Source organism: Moorena sp. SIO3E8 (genome assembly GCF_010692445.1).
GTDB lineage: Bacteria > Cyanobacteriota > Cyanobacteriia > Cyanobacteriales > Coleofasciculaceae > Moorena > Moorena bouillonii.
Genome location: NZ_JAAHHM010000030.1, coordinates 1 through 17,012, shown reverse-complemented (window position 1 = coordinate 17,012; position 17,012 = coordinate 1). Strand labels below are relative to the sequence as shown.

Here is a 17,012-nt window from a genome sequence, read left to right as displayed (position 1 = left end):
CTTTCAACCTTCAACCAATTTGCCATTTGCTATTTTCTCTGGTAACTGCTCAATAATGCCACCTCCAAGCACCAGCTCCCCGTCATACAGAACAGCAGCCTGTCCTGGGGTGATGCTGAATTGTGGTTCATCGAACACTAATTTGAGCCGATTTCCTTCTAGAGGAATCACATTCACAGGTACAGCAGGTGAGCGATAGCGAACTTGCACAGAAGCTCGAATCGGAACAGTAGGTTCCTGAATCGATACCCAATTGACCCGATGAACCGTACATTCAGGTTGGGTGGCTTGGTGGCGTTCCCCTACAATTACCCGATTCCTGGCTGCATCTAGGGCAATCACATACAAGGGATTGGGAGCAGCTATACCTAGCCCTTTCCGTTGTCCAATGGTGTAGTGGTGAATTCCCTGATGTTGCCCGACCACATTCCCATCCAAGTCCACGATGTCACCTGTGGTTTGGGAAATATACTTGTCCAGGAACTTCTGCATGGAACCGTGGGATTCGATTAAACACAAGTCCTGACTTTCTGGTTTATCAGCAGTCTTGAGATTATACTCAGCAGCAAGGCGTCGCGTTTCTGTTTTCTTCAGTTCTCCCAAAGGAAATAGGGAAGCCGCCAGCAGGTCTTGAGTCAAGTCATACAGGAAGTATGACTGGTCTTTTGTCAAGTCTAGTGCTCGCCGCAATTGATAGCGATCGCATTCGGCATCATAAGTAATCCGGGCATAGTGACCTGTGGCTATTTTGTCAATCCCCAATGTCTCATGGGCATAGGTCAGCATCGGACCAAACTTTACTGCTTTGTTGCACTGAGAACAGGGGAGTGGAGTAATCCCAGATTGGTAACCCGAGACTAAGTAATCCACAATGTTTTCCTGAAAAACATCGCGACTGTCCACAATATGGTGGGGAATCCCTAATTGTTCACAGATAAACGCTGCATCGACCATTCCCTCAGAGCAGCATTGACCCTTCCCTTTCATTAACCAAAGGGTCAATCCGACAACTTCGTATCCTTTGTGATAGAGGGTGGCGGCAGCTACGGAACTGTCTACTCCGCCAGACAAGCCAACGACAACTTTATTCATGAACTCAACAGATTTCTACCTTAGCGAGGTATGGCATTGTATATTATTATTGTAATCCTGCTGACCCTTAAGTCCGTCTAACTGAAGTCGAGTGGGCAAAGTGGGATTTCACTCCTATCCTGGAATCATAGAGTAATAGGAGAACTCTCGGAGTATCAGTGTTCATGGCTGGTTTTGGAAATTTGGTTCAAAAAGCGTTTTATCTAGGCGTTGGTATAGCTGCTGCAGCAGGGGAGAAAGCTGGGGGAACCTTGTCAGAAGTGCGAGGTCAAGCTCAGAAACTGGTAGATGAACTGGTAGAAAAAGGGGAAATGACTACCGAAGAAGCCCGTAAACTGGTTGAAGATTTAGTGCAACAGGGGCAACAGCAATCCTCTCAAGCTAACCCTAATGATCCTAAACCTGAGCCGCGCCGGATTGAGATTATTGCTGATGAAGAAGAATCAGCACCACCCCAAGAGCAGGATGTTGACAAACTACGGCAGCAGGTGCAAGCCATGCAAGAAGAATTACGTCGGCTCAAGCGCTAACTTATAGCACTTATCTAGCACTTATAATCAACTTGTCAACAACAGGGTTTGAGCACATGATGGTTGTTGAGTAACTATTTACTATGGAAGATGATTGGTCTAAAAGTATTTTTGAAACCCTCGAATCAGTGGCTAATATGGTCGATGAGTTCTTCGAGGGTGTCAGTGAGGCGGTTGAGGAGTTTGCCAATGAAGTTGAGGAGTTTGCCAATCAGGTAGACAATGCCATTGGTGCGGACATTGACCAGTGTTTGCAAGATATTGTTGAACCGTTTGTTGAGATTTATTTTGACTTTGAGGTTATGGTCAGTGAAACAGACGAGGATTTTCCTGATTCCGTGACACCATCCTCACAGAAACATCCAGCCTGCATAGGTTGCCGTCATTATCACGGTCAAGCCTATGGTGGAAATTTATTAGTCTGCGCTATGCATCCCTATGGTTGGGACACAGAAGATTGTCCTGACTGGGAATCCCATCCTAGAAATTCCTCAAATCGTTTCTAATCCTAGCAAAACCAATGAGTAATTCCTTTACCCAGGAACAAGCATCACCAGAAGTAGATACACCCCAGATTAAATACGGTGAACAGGAAATTGCCCAAGCCAAACTTATTACCTTTCCAAATCCCCGTATCGGTCGTCCCTATCACATAAACATCACCTTACCGGAATTTACTTGCAAGTGCCCCTTTTCTGGTTATCCGGACTTTGCCACAATTTACATCACCTACGTTCCCAATGAACTGGTGGTAGAACTAAAGGCGCTTAAGTTGTATATCAATACCTACCGCGATCGCTACATCTCCCACGAAGAGAGTATAAACCAAATTTTAGATGACTTCGTAGCCGCCTGTAACCCAGAAGAAGTCACCATCAAGGGGGATTATAACCCACGGGGTAATGTTCACACCGTTGTAGAAGTGCGACACCAAAAGTAATTAATACAAAAGTAATCGGTAATCAGTAATCGGTAATCTTGAGGATCCAGTTAGCTTGGTCAGTGACCTAAGAGAATGGCGGAATGATCAATTTTGTCCCTCCCTCCGTTCCTGTCCTTTGGATCTTCGAGGTTTTCCTCCAAACCATTTCGATATAAACCGAAACGATGTAACTTGGGCTCAATTCAGATTGACCCTAGCTGGTGGCAACAGATAACTCTTGAGTTTTTGCTTCAACACTAACCAAAGGAAGACCGGAGCATCAAATAGGTATCGCCGCCACAACCGTCGCGGTTCAGATAATAGCCTGTGTAACCATTCCAATCCTACATCACTCATCCATTCAGGCGACCTTGGTTTAGTGCCTGCTTCAAAATCAAGGGTGGCACCTACTGCCATGAAGATTTTAATGTTTGGTAATTGATCTTTGTACTTGTGTATCCACTTTTCTTGTTTAGGCGCACCAACTCCCACAGCTAGTACTGTAGCTCCAGAGTTCTTAACCATTTCTATGATTTCTTGGCATTCAGCTTCATTCTTTTCAAATCCGAATGATGGGGAGTGCGCAGCGATAACAATTTCTCTGCCAACTTTAGCATTGACATTTTCTTGAGCTTTTTTAGCGACTCCTTCTCGTCCACCTAAGAGAAATATTTTAATAGTCTCATTGTTTCTGTGATAATCATAAAAAGCTGGAAAAAGGTCAGATCCAGAAATTTTTTCCTGTATGGGTGACCCCAAGAATCTCGACGCATAATACACAACTTTACTATCACATAATCTATAATCGGCAATTCTATATGCCTTCATGAATTCAGGGTCTTTTTGTAGCTTGACTAAGTGATCGACATTGGGAGTAAAAATAACCCCGCTATCGAGCCGCTTTAAAAGCTCTGACTTTGATATATTATCAATCTCTAAGTTTAATATTTTGACTATTTCTCTCATGTTTAACCTTTTGACGATGTCTCTCCTAACTAAGGGATAAGCAATAAAAACAGTCAATTTTTTCCCAACAATCTTCAGACTTGGAACCAAACTCAGTCAATTTACCATTTACCGATCAGCTAACCAAGTTAGCTTGATACTGTTTCGAACAAGATTTTATTTGGGAAAGAATAAAATTACATTATCACAGTTTTAGTAATTTGACTATAAATTTGACTATAGTAGCTCTGAAAAATTGGTAAATACCCTTAGGTGCCCTTGACCCGTAATTAAATTCGCCACGGGTCAAGGGCACCTGTTTTATAGATAGCTGAACCTATAGATATTCCCTAATCAAAAAAACAGTAATCCCTTGATGTAGATTACACCAGGGTTTTATAACAACTATCTCATAAATTTGACATAAATCTATTTTTGCATTAGCATTAAGCTCTACTTTATTGTGTTAATAAGCGATTAATTTCGATCATTACAGTGTTAATTATTTAACGAAATATTTCATCTAATTGTCACACCGTGAACTAGATCGTATCGATGGGATAATTGGTGACTAATCATAACGTTATAGATTAGAGTCAACTCTGATTTAATCAATCAGTCTGTCTAGGAATGAATTACGTTTTCCATCCTCCTAGTAAATCCCGATCTGCTTAGATGTTTAGAGCTTAAAAACCTCAATTCAATTCCTTTCTATAATCCTTAGTAAGGATAGCCTGGTTTAGGCTTGATTTATGCTTAATTTAGTTGTTATGTATTAGGTATTTACTTTAATTAAAACTACTGGTTTTTACGGTTGCACCAGTCCTCCTTTATGGTTGATTGATGGTTAGTTAATGGTGGATTTTACCATTAATATCATAGCCTATGGGCGAGTCCCGGCTAGTATTTTCTCTGAGCTTAATAAAATCTTTAAATAGTCTTCATCGACTCTACATAAATGAGCTAACGATGGTAATTTTCACTGATCACGAGTCGTTGTCTTGATCAGGTAGTCTTGATCAGGTTTATGGCTTATTTTAAGAAGATTTTTTAGCAGGTAGTAGCTCACCAGCCGAGTCTGAGAATTAGTCGAGCTAACAAATGCCTCAACTCTTTGCTACTTATACAATGAGACTACATAGTGTGATCGATAGCAGTAGTCTTTACAGAAACTTTATAAAAGTCCACTCTAAGATTCATCGATCCTTCAACCTTCATCTGTGTGAAGCCGACTATTGTTATTTGTAGGGTTAGATGCTGAGCTAAACTAGGCACACTAATTAACCTACCAGAAAATTACCCACAGATCTACCAACCAAAACCATGAGAAACCCAGTAATTGCCATTGGCTTGGATGCTGCCGACCCTGCCTTGATAGAGCAATGGATATCTCAAGGGCATCTGAAAAATCTGCGTCGCTTACGAGAACAGGGATCTTACGGACGTCTAAAGACATACGAATACTACCGGGCTGAGACTCCGTGGACAACATTCCTCACTGGTTGTTCTCCTGAGCAAACAGGATACTGGGCACCTCTGAAAATTAAGGAAGGCACTTACGAAGTAGAAGACATTCAAGCCTACGACTTTGCTGAGTATCAACCCTTCTATGCCTTGGGAGATGACTATCGGGTGGCAGTCTTTGATATGCCTCAAGCTCCCCTTTCCAATCAGGTCAATGGGTTGCAAGTCCTTGCTTGGGGAGCTCACTCTCCTCAGACTCCCAGTCATTCCATACCCAAATCCTTGCTACAGGATGTGATTGATAAGCATGGTGAGCATCCTGTCTTACGCAAAGACCATGCCAGTATTATGGATGTGGCAGCACTCAAGGGTCTTCAGGAACAACTGGAGATTGGTATCGCACGCCGGGGTGCCATTTGTCAAGACTTGTTGCAGCAGATGCCGTGGGATTTCTTCTTAACAATCTTTGGTGAAACCCATACTGCAGGGCATTACTTCTGGCACCTGAGTCAGCAGGATCATCCTCTCTACCCATCTGTAGGTGCTAAATGCCCTGGAGATCCCGTGTTAGAAATTTTTGAAGCTATTGACGAAGCCATTGGTGGAATTGTGAGCAAAGCCCCGGATAATGCCCAGGTCGTAGTATTTGCTGCCCATGGTATGGGGTCTAACGTCATGGATCTACCGAGTATGTTGTTCCTGCCAGAATTTCTCTATCGCTGGAGTTTCCCAGGTAAATATGGCATTGCTCGTGGCAACTATGGTCAACCCCCAGAACCCCTAGTCAATGATGCCAGGGCGAAAAAGGGTTGGATGGGTAAAGTGTGGAGCCTCAAGCATGAATCGAATCCACTCAAAGGTTTTTTAAGACGTCAACTCCCTACCAAACTTTTCAATCCTATCGCACCCTTGTTTGGTTCCACTCCTGGACCAGATCTCATTTCTCCGTTCAAGATGCAGGCAGAATCCGATCCATTCTTCTTCCAGAGTCCATCGTGGTACCAACCCTGCTGGCCTCAGATGAAAGCATTCGCGCTGCCTAGTTATTCAGAAGGATATATCAGGATTAATCTCCAGGGAAGGGAACCTCACGGTATTGTCGCCCCTGATCAGTACGATGCTGTATGTGAGGAATTGACTCAAAAACTCTACCAGCTTAAAGATGCTCGCACTGGGGAACCAATGGTGAAGGAAATTATCCGCACCCGCCAATCGGCAACTGAAACTGGTCCCAAATTACCTGATGGTGACTTAGTCGTGATCTGGCAAGAAAAATATGCCACTGACGTAGTAGATAGTCCCGATATTGGACGGATTGGTCCAGTGCCCTTTAATCGTACTGGTTCTCACCGCTCTGATGGCTTTTTGGTGATTCAAGGACAAGATATTGAGCCAGGTTCTAGTTTACCAGCTGGTCATTCTCTAGATTTAGCCCCCACTATTCTGAATTTGATGGGAGCGCCGATTCCTGAGTATTTTCAGGGTAAGCCCCTCTCGGCAATTAAAGAAACTGTTGTGGTTGGTTAACTTAAACTTAACCATAGCGTTTGTATTTGAGATGTAAACCTAGAAGGTCTTTTGTGATTTTGCAATAAAACTCCGGAGCTCTTGCCCCTCTTTGATCGATGGCTCTTGCCTCTTGCATTTTTCGGCAATACGGCTGTTTACAACCTATATACAAACGCTATAGTTACTTACATAGTTTAGTTAGTCGCAATGTGATTAAGTGTTTTTTGTTGAATGTTTTTTGTTGAGTGTTGATCGTCACTCAACACTCAAACAGTCACAGAAACCCCCCTATACTAAGTGTTATCACTAAGTGTTATCACTAAGTAATAGCACTAAGTAATAGTTGTAAACCCACAGATTCTTCAATGTCCATTCTCAAGTTTTGGATAGCAGGGTTAATTACTACCGTAGCAGCAATAGGTGTATCAGTTCCCAGTTGGGCTCTACCACTGTCTCCTGGCGATCGCCTTAGACTCTTTGTGGCTGGCGAAGAAGAAATCCCGGAAGCTGAACGCTTCAGTGCCACCTATGAAGTTAATTTGGATGGTTACATCAAGTTTCCCTACCTAGATCCTATAGCGGCAGCGGGTCGAGAAGTATCAGAAATCGAGGAAGACCTAGTCAAGGCTTTGCTAGAAGGGGGCTTTTTTCAGCCTGATTTCCTTAAAGTCAGCATTCAACTGTTTGAGTGGGCTCCAATTCAGGTAACTGTCGGAGGAGCTGTTTTTGAACCTGGTCGGGTTTTGATTAATGATACGGATTCTAAAGGTCGAGACTTACCGGCATCGATTGCTACTGTCTCAGGAGACTATCCTCCAGAACGCTACCTAACCTTTGCTATTTTAACGGCTGGTGGCATCAAACCAAATGCTAACATTGAACAGGTGCGCTTGGTTCGGGGTGAACAAGAACAGGTAATTGATTTATCTGGTGTCTTCAGCGGATCACCAGTAGAAGATATTCCCTTGATTGCTGGAGACCAAATCATTGTTCCTACTCGGGAGTTGCCTCAATATTATCTAGCCAGACCTTCCCAGCTTACTCCCTCAACTATTCCTGTGTTTTTATCCAATTTGACTAATCCCAATAATGGACGTGAGCTTAGAATCCAGGAAGTTGAATATGGCTCCCGTCTATCTCAAGCTGTAATTGCTGCTAGTTGTGTTGGAGGTACAGAAAGCACAAATGCAGATCGCCGTGCTCTGTTACTGCAAACTGACCGTACTACTGGGGAAACTTTGGCAATAGAACGTTCTGTAGAGGACTTGGTGAAGAAGCCTAATGATGAGCAAGTTAATCCAGTGCTGATGCCAAGAGATAGTGTCGCTTGCTATGATTCAACGGTCACTAATGTCAAAAGTGTTTTTGACTTTATTGGCGATATCTTCAATCCCATTCGGATTATTAAAGACATATTTATACCCTAATTCATATTTAGGATAGCTCAAATGTTATAATTAATATATCTATCACAAGTTATAAGCTCACGAGATCTGACTCTTCATCAGGGGTGTATTGGCTAAGGGTTTAAGCCATTGCTTGATAGTGCTATAAAACTATCTGCCAAGTCTTTAATCATATAAAATATAAAAAATTATAACTTAAGACTACAACTTAAGACTACAACTTAAGACTACAACTTAAGACTACAACTTACAACTAAAAATGTGGATTTGCCAGGTGAGATGCTCCAATGACTACTAATTATAAGACTATAGCCCCATATCCCTATGAAAAATCAAATCTCATGCCTCTACGTTGGCTATTTTACTTGTGTTTAGGGATATCTATTAATGCCGGAATTTGGGGCTTAACATTTTTTTATTTGAAATCAGCTCAGCCAACTTATACCAGTACATGGAGAGTATCACTTCCTGTCAATGGCTCATCCACCAGAATTAATATCCCACAATTAGGGGGAGCGAGTTCAGATGTTAGGTCACCATTTGGCGATCGCTCCCATGACCCGAGGGAAAAGATGAAATTCATTGCGGAAAGTAAGCCGGTACTGAAGAATGCTGCCAGTGTACTGAACATGTCCCCTCAAGAGTTGGGCAAGCCTAGGGTCAAAATCGTTGACAATTCAACTATGATGGCCTTTGAAATCAAAGGAGACTCTGCTCAAGAAGCCCAACAGAAAGCTTTTGCTATGTACCAGGCTTTCGAGGATAGACTTGAACAACTTAGGCAAGAAGAATTAGTAGACAATCAGCTACCAGTTCAAGCTGATTTGCAGGCAGCTAAGAAAAATTTAGCAGACATTCAGAGAAGCCTGTCTGAACACAAAGCTAGAACCGGATTGAACTCTAAAGAACAAGTCAACCAGCTATCATCCACTATAGAAAGTTTACGACAACAACAAATCGATTTGTTGGCCCAAGGGCGAGAAGCAAAAGCCAATCTCAGCAACCTCTCAGCTAATCTAAAGTTGTCGTCTGGACAAGCTGCTGATGCTTTTGTACTTAAGGCTGATCAGATATTTCAGCAAACCCTAAGGGAATACAGTCAGGCTACCGCAGCCCTGACGGTTTTGAGTTCCAAATACGGTTCAAAACATCCATCTGTAGTGGACGAAAAGAGCAAGCAAGAAAGTGCTAAAGCAGCTTTGCTACAGCGTAGTCAATCTTTGTTAGGTCGCCCCATGTCTTTGGCAATTATCGACCAGCTCAGTGTTAACTCTGGGCCTGAAACTGGTTCTTCCCGGGAAAATTTGCTGCGCCAAATTGTTGAGGTGCAAGCACGGCAAGAGGGTGTGGAAGCTAGGGCGTGGGTATTAAGCAACCAGATTGCTGAGCTGGAAGCCAAACTCAGACAAATGAGCCAGGATGCCTTGAGGATGGAGATCCTAGAACGCAATATGCGCATTGCGGAAACTATCTATGCTTCAACCTTAACTCAATCAGCGATTGGTCGATTTAACCAATCCCTTTCCTATCCTCAAGTTCAGCTACTAGCTGAACCAAGCTTACCCCCAGACGCGATCGCACCGAAAAAGTCATCGGCTTTACTTGGTGCAACAGCTGGTTCATTGTTAATTAGTGCAGGACTATTTTTACTCTGGTTACGTCCCCATTTGCAAGGTAAATCACAGCCCTCAATCTACGACAAAGTAGAATCGTTTAACTCTGATGTTCCACCCTTACGTTCTCAACCATCAAATAATAGCTTGACAACATCTAATAGCTTAACATCGCCAATGGGGAACCAAAGAAAAGATTTTTGATGCAACTAATCCATTTTTTATCAAGCTAGACATCATAGACTGGCCCCAGTAACCTAAGCCATTAGGCAGGCTTTAATGAAACCGCAAAACTTTGAAGAAAAAGTAGTTTTCTATTATATAATATCCACCTACTTATTATTTTTTTTAGGTGCACAGTTTGTTTTTGCCCCAGCCCTAGCTTGGCTGCTAACCTTTTATCTAATTAAAAAGCTTTGGCAGCAAACATCAGATACTCCACCGGAAGAAAGGATTCGGATTCCCATTGGAGTATGGGTCTGGATTGTTTGCATATCAGTCATTGGCATAGCCTTAGTTGTGGGTCATTTAGATTGGGGTTTCTCAACTGTTAAAACTATAAAATCTTTTATTAACTCCTTTTTGAGAACTTGGGCCCTTCTCGCCTTATTTCCTTTAATTGGTTGCCTCAACATCCGACCACAAATAATCTATAGAGCAATTTCTATCCTTTCCCTACAAACTCTGATCTTGGTGCCAATTACCTATGGGTTAAGTCTGACTGGGTTAGAGATGCCCTTGTATACTAGCACCCTAATGGCAAAAATTGGTGGTAACAGTCAACGTTACTACGCCGTAAGTCCTTACGTGATAAAAAGTGGTGAAACACGCCTTTTCTTATTTGCGCCTTGGGCTCCAGCATTGGCATTTGCCTGTAACGTACACTTTTTCCTGAGTAGTAGAGACCCGGACATAAAGTGGCGTTTTATTGGTATGATTGGCTGTGCTGCTGCAATTGTGGGTTCAGTGTCCCGGATGGGGATAATCTGCTTAGTGGGTATACCAATACTGGTAACATTTTTGGGAAATCTCACCGAACCCGCTATCCAAATTACAGCAGGAATAGGGAGTTTTATTGGTGGTCTATTTGGTCCCCAACTGCTAATGATAGCTAGAAACTTGAAAGACTCTTTTTCCGGTCAAAGATCTGCTTCGTCGCGGGTTAGGTCGGCCTTAGCTCGGCTTTCTCACCGTAAGTGGGAAGAAGATGCACCGATTTGGGGTCATGCCATTAAAGTGGGTAAAGGCCCTGATGTTGTCGCTGGTATGCCTATTGGGAGTCACCACACTTGGTATGGTGCTTTATATACTCATGGAATCGTCGGTTTTATTGGAATATTTATCCCTATAGTCTATACTTTTATAGAGCTTTTAATTAAAGCTCAAAGGAGTAAAGTTGCCACAACAGCACTAACAATACTACTAGTTTGTATCCTGTTCTCGTTTGGGGAAAATCTAGAGGGATTAGCTTACCTCTACTGGCCTGGTTTGGTTGTAGTAGGGATGGGACTAAAATAAAAATGCTCAAGGGGTTTTTAGAGACCTTTTGTGGGAAATTACCATGCAATAATTATATACAAAAAAAGGATAATCGCCATGCCCACCATATCTGTAATAGTTCCAGTTTATAACGGAGAAAAAACTATATTAGAAACGATCCAATCGATTCAAGCACAAACCTTTTCAGATTTTGAGTTAATTATTATTAATGACGGCTCAACTGATGGTACATTAGATGTAATCAGTACAGTCAACGATGATCGATTGAAAGTGTTCTCCTATGAAAATGGCGGATTGCCAGTGGCTCGTAATCGTGGCATTCGTCGCTCTAGGGGCGAATTTATTACGTTTATAGATGCCGATGATTTATGGAAACCCGATAAATTGGAGCTACAGTTAGCAGCACTGCAAAAAAATCCTGAAGCTGGAGTGGCTTACAGTTGGACTGCCTTTATAGATGAGAATAGCAAATTTTTGTTTGCTTGGCAACCACTTTATTGGGAGGGTAATGTTTATCCCGAATTACTAATTCGTAACTTCATATCCAGTGGTTCCAATATCATGGTAAAGCGGAAGTATATTGAAGCCGCTGGAGAATTTGACCCATGCCTAAAATCAGTTGAAGATTGGGATTATTACCTCAGGCTAGCAGCTTTATGTCCTTTTGTACTTGTTCCTAAATACCAAATTCTCTACCGTCGCTCTTCCCAGTCAATGACCTCTAAAGTGGATGTGATGGAGAAGGCGAACCTAATTGTAATTGAAAGAGCATTCAAGGCAGCTCCACCAGAACTTAAGTCTCTTAAAAATAAAAGTTTAGCGAATGCCTATCGTTATCTGGCTAAGCAGTGTATAGCTAATGCTTTTGATGATGAAGGAGTAAAGCTAGCTAGTCAAAAACTTAGCTATTCCATAAAACTTTACCCCAAATTTTTGCTAAGTAAGGAAACTATCCGTCTAATTTTAAAACTATTAATAATCAAAATTATGCCTAAAAAATTAGCTGGACATTTAATCAAACTAATCGGCCAGAAAATGCCGATGGTATCTGTGGATAATCGGATGATTTCAGAGCACTAACTACCACTATAATTTGATAGATATCAATCATCAAAAGGATGGCAGGATGGGAGATCCACTGTGAACATTGTCAAAACAATCGGGAGTCGCATCAAGCACAAACTAGGTAATAGAAGCACTTTTACTCGCAATCTTGGTTGGATGGGAGTTGCCCAGGCATTTATTCGGGTTTCCCGTTTAGGTGCAACGTTTATTTTGCCACGCTTCTTAACTCCCCATGACTTTGGATTAGCTGCACTGGTTCTGACGACCTATGAATATTCACAAACAGTAACGCGGATCGGTGTTCATGCTAGAATTATACAGGCGGAAGCCGATGAGCTGGAAGACATTTGTAATAGTGCTTATTGGTTAAATTGGGTACTTTTTGCAAGTCTATTCGTTATGCAGTGCCTTGCTGCTTTTCCAGTTGCGTGGTTTTATAAAGATAACCAACTTATTTTACCCATTTGTCTATTAGCATTTAACTTTTTGATTGCTCCCTTAGGGGCAGTACAGTCAGCACTAATTCAAAGAGATAATCGAATTCAGATAACGGCTACCGCTCGAGCTCTCAGATATGCCACCTCCAATATTTTAACGGCTGTCTTTGCTGTTCTTCATATGGGAATGTGGGCGATAGTACTTCCCATACTAATAGCTAGCCCTATAGAATTCATTACCTATCTGTTCAAACATCCCTGGCGGAGAACTGGCTCTTTCACAACCAAATACTGGGGTAAGATTTTTCGCTTTGGAATCAATTTCCTGGGGATTGAACTTTTAAAGACTCTCAGGGAAACTCTCGACTATCTTATCATTGGTCGCTTTATAGGAATTGACCTATTAGGTGTTTACTACTTTGCTTACAATGCTGGCTTGGGAATTAGCTTAACTATCGTCCAATCGATTACTACTGCTTTATACCCTGCCCTATGTGAAGTACGGACAAACTTATCGAAATTTAAGCAAACATACTTTAACAGTCTGAAGACGATTGGAAGAGTGATTGTTGGTTTTGTTGCTTTACAATCAAGTCTAGTTCCGTTTTATATTCCGATTATGGTTGGGGAAAAAATTCATACGGAAGGCTGGAGTATGGTGGTTCCCATCGTCATTTTAGTTTGCTTATCAGCAATTCCTAGACCCTTTGATATTGCTGGATTTCAGCTTTTAGCAGCCATTGAAAAACCGCACATTGGCTTGCTCTGGAATGTATTATTTACCATGATATTTTCCTGTAGTCTACTGATAGCAGTGAAATGGGGAATCATCACGGTCGCTATATCGGTTTTACTGGTTCATGCGCTTTTAATTCCCTTATTTGTGGTTTGGTCTGCTAGGTATGTCTTTGCTAAACCTGAAACCTCTCCTGTAGCCTTAGAGAATACTGTACTCCAATCTCATACTATACTCCAATCTCACGATGAGACTGATACTGATCAGTTTTATGTCAGCCAATGGACATTATCATTAGCCAGTAGTGGGACATTCCCTAACACTCAGGGTTCTGAATTTCGTGATCCTGACAGTAATAACAGTAATAACAGTAATAACAGTAATAACAGTAATAGCAGTGCCGGGTTAAGCGATCGCTTCGATGATCCCAGAAAACACCTGAAGTTGATAGCTGAAAGTGTGGGGGTTTTAGAAGAAGCGGCAAAGCAGCTAAATATATCTGTAGATAGCTTAGATAAGCCTTCGATTCAACTAATCGATAACTCTACAATGATGGTTTTTGAAATTTCAGGAGTCACCCCTGAGGAAGCGCAACGAAGAGCCTTCGCTATTAATCAGGCGTTTAACAAAAGACTGGAACAACTCAGAAAGCAAGAAATTGCTCAACAACAAAAGACTATCCCAGTTTATATAAAGTCAGCCGAAAACGATCTAGAAAAAGCACAGCAACGCCTAGCTCAAAAAACGGCGAACATAGGATTGCCCTTACACCAGCTCTTAGAGACAATAGAAGCACTACGGCGCAAAAAGATTGAATTACGGCGCAAAAAGATTGAATTGCTAGCTGAGCTAGTACCGACTCAGTCTGATCATAGTCATTGTACAAATACTCAGGTGATGAATCCTGTTCACCATCAGCCTCAAGCTAGCTTATTCCAAGATGATCCACCCTTAGAAATGGATGATATTAAACCACAACTACAAGGTAGTGAGGACAAGGCCAGGGATCTAGAGTTTCAGATTTCTCAGCTTGAAGTAAAACTTAGCAAAATGTCCCAAGATGCCTTGACTCTGGAAATTCTAGAACGAGATTTACGCATTGCACAAACCGTCTATTCCTCTGTTTTAAGCCAATGGGAACTAGTTAAGTCAGACTCATCTATTATGTATTATCCCCAACTGCAATTGGTAGCCGGTCCTACCTTACCCACCAGATCACAAATGCCAGACAGTCTAGTAAACTTGGGCAGAAAATTGTGATCAGTTTCTGGGAGGATAATAGTGCTCACGAGGTAATTTTTAGTGGTCAGTTGTCAGTTTCATATATTTATCTATTTTACCTATTTCAGGATTAATTTTTTAAAAAACGTTTAAATCAAAACTAGTTCTCTTGAAAACCAGTGTCCAAACAATGAAACATGTTTCTGTCATTATTCCAGTCTACGGAGTTGAAAACTATATTGCAGCAGCGGTGCAGTCTGTTCTCGACCAGACCTATACCAACTTTGAAGTGCTCATTATTGACGATGAATCCCCAGACAGTAGTATAAAAATTTGTCAAGAATTTTCGGATCATCGAATTAAGATTATTCATCAAACTAATCGGGGACTTGCTGGAGCGCGAAATACAGGAATTCGCCAGGCCAAAGGAGATTATTTAGCCTTTTTAGATGGGGATGACTTGTGGTTGCCTCAGAAACTGGAAAGACATATTGAACACTTAGAAAAATTTCCAGAGGTAGGGGTTAGTTTTTGCCGTTCTGCATTGATTGATGAATCGGGAAATTTATTGAAAACTTATCTAATGCCTAAGTTAAAGAACATTACCCGATCAGATTTATTCCGGTCTAGTCCTATTGGTAATGGTTCAGCTCCGGTAATTCGACGGGAAGTCTTTGAAGCGATTAGGTATCAAGATAACCTTTACGGCACTACAGAAGATTTTTACTTTGATGAAAACTTCCGCCGCGCTGAAGATATTGAATGTTGGCTACGTATTGCGATTCAGACAGACTGGAAAATTGAGGGAATCCCTGAAGCACTAACCCTATATCGAGTGAATTCAGCCAGTCTTTCAGCGAACTTAGTCAAACAGTTAGATTCCTGGAAACAAGTACTAGCAAAAACTCGCTCCTACGCTCCTGACTTGATTGAGAAGTGGGGAAATTTAGCCCTGGCCTATCGATTGCGAAACTTTGCTCGTAGTGCAGTACGTCTCAAAGATGGACCAATGTCTGTCAAACTAATTAATGGTGCTTTGGCAACTTACTGGCGTCTTCTCTTGGAAGAACCAAGCCGTACCCTTCGGACTTTGGCTGCTGCCTATTTACTTTTGCTGTTGCCTAAGCCCCTATATTACTACCTCGAAGTTCTGGCTGTCAAAGTAGTGGGAATGATCCAAAGACGTCAGATTTTACAAGACAAACTTGGACAATAATTGTCTTAGTCATTCAATATAAGATAAGATGGATTATAAAATGAAAAAAGTTTCCGTCATCACTCCAGTCTACAACGTTGAGAAGTATATTGCTGCTACAGTACAGTCAGTTTTGGATCAAACTTACCAAAGTTTTGAATATTTGCTGATTGATGATGGTTCTCCTGACCAAAGTGTAGAGATTTGCCAGCAGTTCCTAGACCCCAGAATCAAAATTATTCGTCAGGAAAATCAGGGAGCTAATGCAGCAAGGAATGAAGGTATCCGCCAAGCCCAGGGAGAGTATTTAGCATTTTTAGATGGCGATGACCTATGGTTGCCTGAAAAGCTAGAAAAACATATTGAACATTTGGAAAACAATCCCAATTTGGGGATTAGCTTTAGCTGTTCTGGGTTTATCGATGAAGCAGGAAATTCCCTAGGAATCTATCAACTACCCAAGCTAAAGGACATCACCATGGGTGACATCATTTGCCGTAATCCTATTAGTAATGGCTCCTGTGCTGTGTTCCGCAAGGAGGTATTTGAAGCTATTAAGTACCAAGAGACTATTGACGGAAAGACCAAAGACCTTTATTGGGATGAGGGATTGCAAGGGTCACAGGATTTGGATTGTTGGTTTCGCATTGCTATCCAAACCAATTGGCACCTGGAAGGCATTCCTGACTCTTTGACTCTATACCGAGTAAATTCTGGTGGTATATCAGCTAACTTGTTCAAAAAACAAAGGTCTTGGGAACAGGTAATTGAGAAGACTCGTTCCTATGCTCCTGAGGTGGTGGTTGAGTGGGAAAACCGCGCCCGTGCTTACCATTCGAGGTATCTAGCTCGTCGGGCAGTTACCTTGAGAGATGGTGCCATGGCTGTCCAATTCTTCAACGAAGCTCTGGGGAGCTACTGGCAGATGCTCTGGGAAGAACCACGTCGTACCGTGTTAACTGGGGCTGCGGCCTATTTGCTCTGGCTTATACCTGAGAATCTTTACAAGCATATAGAAGCTTTAGCTTTAAAAACCACAGGGTCTTCACAAAAGCGCCGGATTTCTCAAGCAATCAGAGGTACATGAAATTTCATCTATTAGCAAATAGGTAAAGCTCTGCTACCAATGCATGCTGGTTAATGGGTAATGGATAATGCCTCTGTCAATCATCCATTACCCATTAACTATCTGTAGCATCTACAGGACTTACGCGGTGAAGTTTATTTCGCCCCCCTATCCCCCCAATTCTGATACCGCTGGCGAACTTAATATTTGTTTACAAAATAGTGAGCAGATGTGGAAAATATCCTTTGTTTGTCGTTGGTGTGGAACTATAAGTTGAAACAATTGTATTAGTTGTCAAACTGAGGAGTTGC

At 41.9% G+C, this 17,012-nt stretch carries 13 protein-coding genes; 11 read left to right on the top strand and 2 right to left on the bottom strand.

Annotated features, from left to right (window positions below; translation table 11 throughout):
• Positions 1-3 precede the first annotated feature (3 nt).
• Positions 4-1,092: a tRNA 2-thiouridine(34) synthase MnmA gene (gene mnmA / locus F6K46_RS15395; protein WP_293057862.1), complete on the bottom strand. Its 1,089-nt coding sequence runs from the start codon at positions 1,090-1,092 to the stop codon at positions 4-6.
• A 164-nt stretch (positions 1,093-1,256) separates the two neighbouring features.
• On the opposite strand from mnmA, the gene F6K46_RS15390 reads away from it, so the two are divergent.
• The 3 genes from F6K46_RS15390 to queF all read left to right on the top strand — a co-directional run bounded on the left by F6K46_RS15390 (position 1,257) and on the right by queF (position 2,562).
• A complete protein-coding gene (locus F6K46_RS15390; RefSeq protein WP_293057865.1) occupies positions 1,257-1,622 on the top strand; it encodes a hypothetical protein in 366 nt (121 codons plus the stop codon).
• Between the two features lie 83 nt (positions 1,623-1,705).
• Positions 1,706-2,128, top strand: coding sequence for a hypothetical protein (locus F6K46_RS15385; protein WP_070390574.1), 423 nt, complete (start codon positions 1,706-1,708; stop codon positions 2,126-2,128).
• Between the two features lie 14 nt (positions 2,129-2,142).
• The gene (gene queF, locus F6K46_RS15380; protein ID WP_070390575.1) at positions 2,143-2,562 is read left to right on the top strand and encodes a preQ(1) synthase; all 420 of its coding nucleotides are present in this window, start codon (positions 2,143-2,145) and stop codon (positions 2,560-2,562) included.
• A 180-nt stretch (positions 2,563-2,742) separates the two neighbouring features.
• On the opposite strand, the gene F6K46_RS15375 is transcribed toward queF, so the two are convergent.
• Entirely contained in the window at positions 2,743-3,510 is a 768-nt protein-coding gene (locus F6K46_RS15375; RefSeq protein ID WP_293057871.1) for a WecB/TagA/CpsF family glycosyltransferase, read from the bottom strand.
• A 1,302-nt stretch (positions 3,511-4,812) separates the two neighbouring features.
• Here F6K46_RS15375 and F6K46_RS15370 point away from each other — a divergent pair.
• The 8 genes from F6K46_RS15370 to F6K46_RS15335 all read left to right on the top strand — a co-directional run bounded on the left by F6K46_RS15370 (position 4,813) and on the right by F6K46_RS15335 (position 16,722).
• Positions 4,813-6,480: an alkaline phosphatase family protein gene (locus tag F6K46_RS15370; RefSeq protein ID WP_293057874.1), complete on the top strand. Its 1,668-nt coding sequence runs from the start codon at positions 4,813-4,815 to the stop codon at positions 6,478-6,480.
• A 347-nt stretch (positions 6,481-6,827) separates the two neighbouring features.
• A complete protein-coding gene (locus F6K46_RS15365) occupies positions 6,828-7,889 on the top strand; it encodes a polysaccharide biosynthesis/export family protein (protein ID WP_075895520.1) in 1,062 nt (353 codons plus the stop codon).
• A 266-nt stretch (positions 7,890-8,155) separates the two neighbouring features.
• The gene (locus F6K46_RS15360) at positions 8,156-9,685 is read left to right on the top strand and encodes a hypothetical protein (RefSeq protein ID WP_293057878.1); all 1,530 of its coding nucleotides are present in this window, start codon (positions 8,156-8,158) and stop codon (positions 9,683-9,685) included.
• Positions 9,686-9,760: 75 nt separating this feature from the next.
• Complete coding sequence (locus F6K46_RS15355; RefSeq protein WP_075895524.1) at positions 9,761-10,999, top strand: capsular biosynthesis protein; 1,239 nt, start codon at positions 9,761-9,763, stop codon at positions 10,997-10,999.
• A 78-nt stretch (positions 11,000-11,077) separates the two neighbouring features.
• Positions 11,078-12,061 carry a glycosyltransferase gene (locus F6K46_RS15350; protein ID WP_075895526.1) on the top strand — a complete coding sequence of 328 codons (984 nt, stop codon included), beginning with the start codon at positions 11,078-11,080 and terminating at the stop codon, positions 12,059-12,061.
• 60 nt (positions 12,062-12,121) lie between these two features.
• A complete protein-coding gene (locus F6K46_RS15345; RefSeq protein WP_075895528.1) occupies positions 12,122-14,479 on the top strand; it encodes a lipopolysaccharide biosynthesis protein in 2,358 nt (785 codons plus the stop codon).
• A gap of 151 nt (positions 14,480-14,630) precedes the next feature.
• Positions 14,631-15,656 carry a glycosyltransferase family 2 protein gene (locus tag F6K46_RS15340; protein WP_075895530.1) on the top strand — a complete coding sequence of 342 codons (1,026 nt, stop codon included), beginning with the start codon at positions 14,631-14,633 and terminating at the stop codon, positions 15,654-15,656.
• A 40-nt stretch (positions 15,657-15,696) separates the two neighbouring features.
• On the top strand, positions 15,697-16,722 hold the full coding sequence (locus F6K46_RS15335; RefSeq protein ID WP_075905602.1) for a glycosyltransferase family 2 protein: 1,026 nt from the start codon (positions 15,697-15,699) through the stop codon (positions 16,720-16,722).
• The last annotated feature ends 290 nt before the right edge of the window (positions 16,723-17,012 follow it).

Bases quoted from the DNA above. Each gene is read 5' to 3' on its own strand.
- mnmA (WP_293057862.1), bottom strand. From the start codon at position 1,092: ATGAATAAAGTTGTCGTTGGCTTGTCTGGCGGAGTAGACAGTTCCGTA.
- F6K46_RS15390 (WP_293057865.1), top strand. From the start codon at position 1,257: ATGGCTGGTTTTGGAAATTTGGTTCAAAAAGCGTTTTATCTAGGCGTT.
- F6K46_RS15385 (WP_070390574.1), top strand. From the start codon at position 1,706: ATGGAAGATGATTGGTCTAAAAGTATTTTTGAAACCCTCGAATCAGTG.
- queF (WP_070390575.1), top strand. From the start codon at position 2,143: ATGAGTAATTCCTTTACCCAGGAACAAGCATCACCAGAAGTAGATACA.
- F6K46_RS15375 (WP_293057871.1), bottom strand. From the start codon at position 3,510: ATGAGAGAAATAGTCAAAATATTAAACTTAGAGATTGATAATATATCA.
- F6K46_RS15370 (WP_293057874.1), top strand. From the start codon at position 4,813: ATGAGAAACCCAGTAATTGCCATTGGCTTGGATGCTGCCGACCCTGCC.
- F6K46_RS15365 (WP_075895520.1), top strand. From the start codon at position 6,828: ATGTCCATTCTCAAGTTTTGGATAGCAGGGTTAATTACTACCGTAGCA.
- F6K46_RS15360 (WP_293057878.1), top strand. From the start codon at position 8,156: ATGACTACTAATTATAAGACTATAGCCCCATATCCCTATGAAAAATCA.
- F6K46_RS15355 (WP_075895524.1), top strand. From the start codon at position 9,761: ATGAAACCGCAAAACTTTGAAGAAAAAGTAGTTTTCTATTATATAATA.
- F6K46_RS15350 (WP_075895526.1), top strand. From the start codon at position 11,078: ATGCCCACCATATCTGTAATAGTTCCAGTTTATAACGGAGAAAAAACT.
- F6K46_RS15340 (WP_075895530.1), top strand. From the start codon at position 14,631: ATGAAACATGTTTCTGTCATTATTCCAGTCTACGGAGTTGAAAACTAT.
- F6K46_RS15335 (WP_075905602.1), top strand. From the start codon at position 15,697: ATGAAAAAAGTTTCCGTCATCACTCCAGTCTACAACGTTGAGAAGTAT.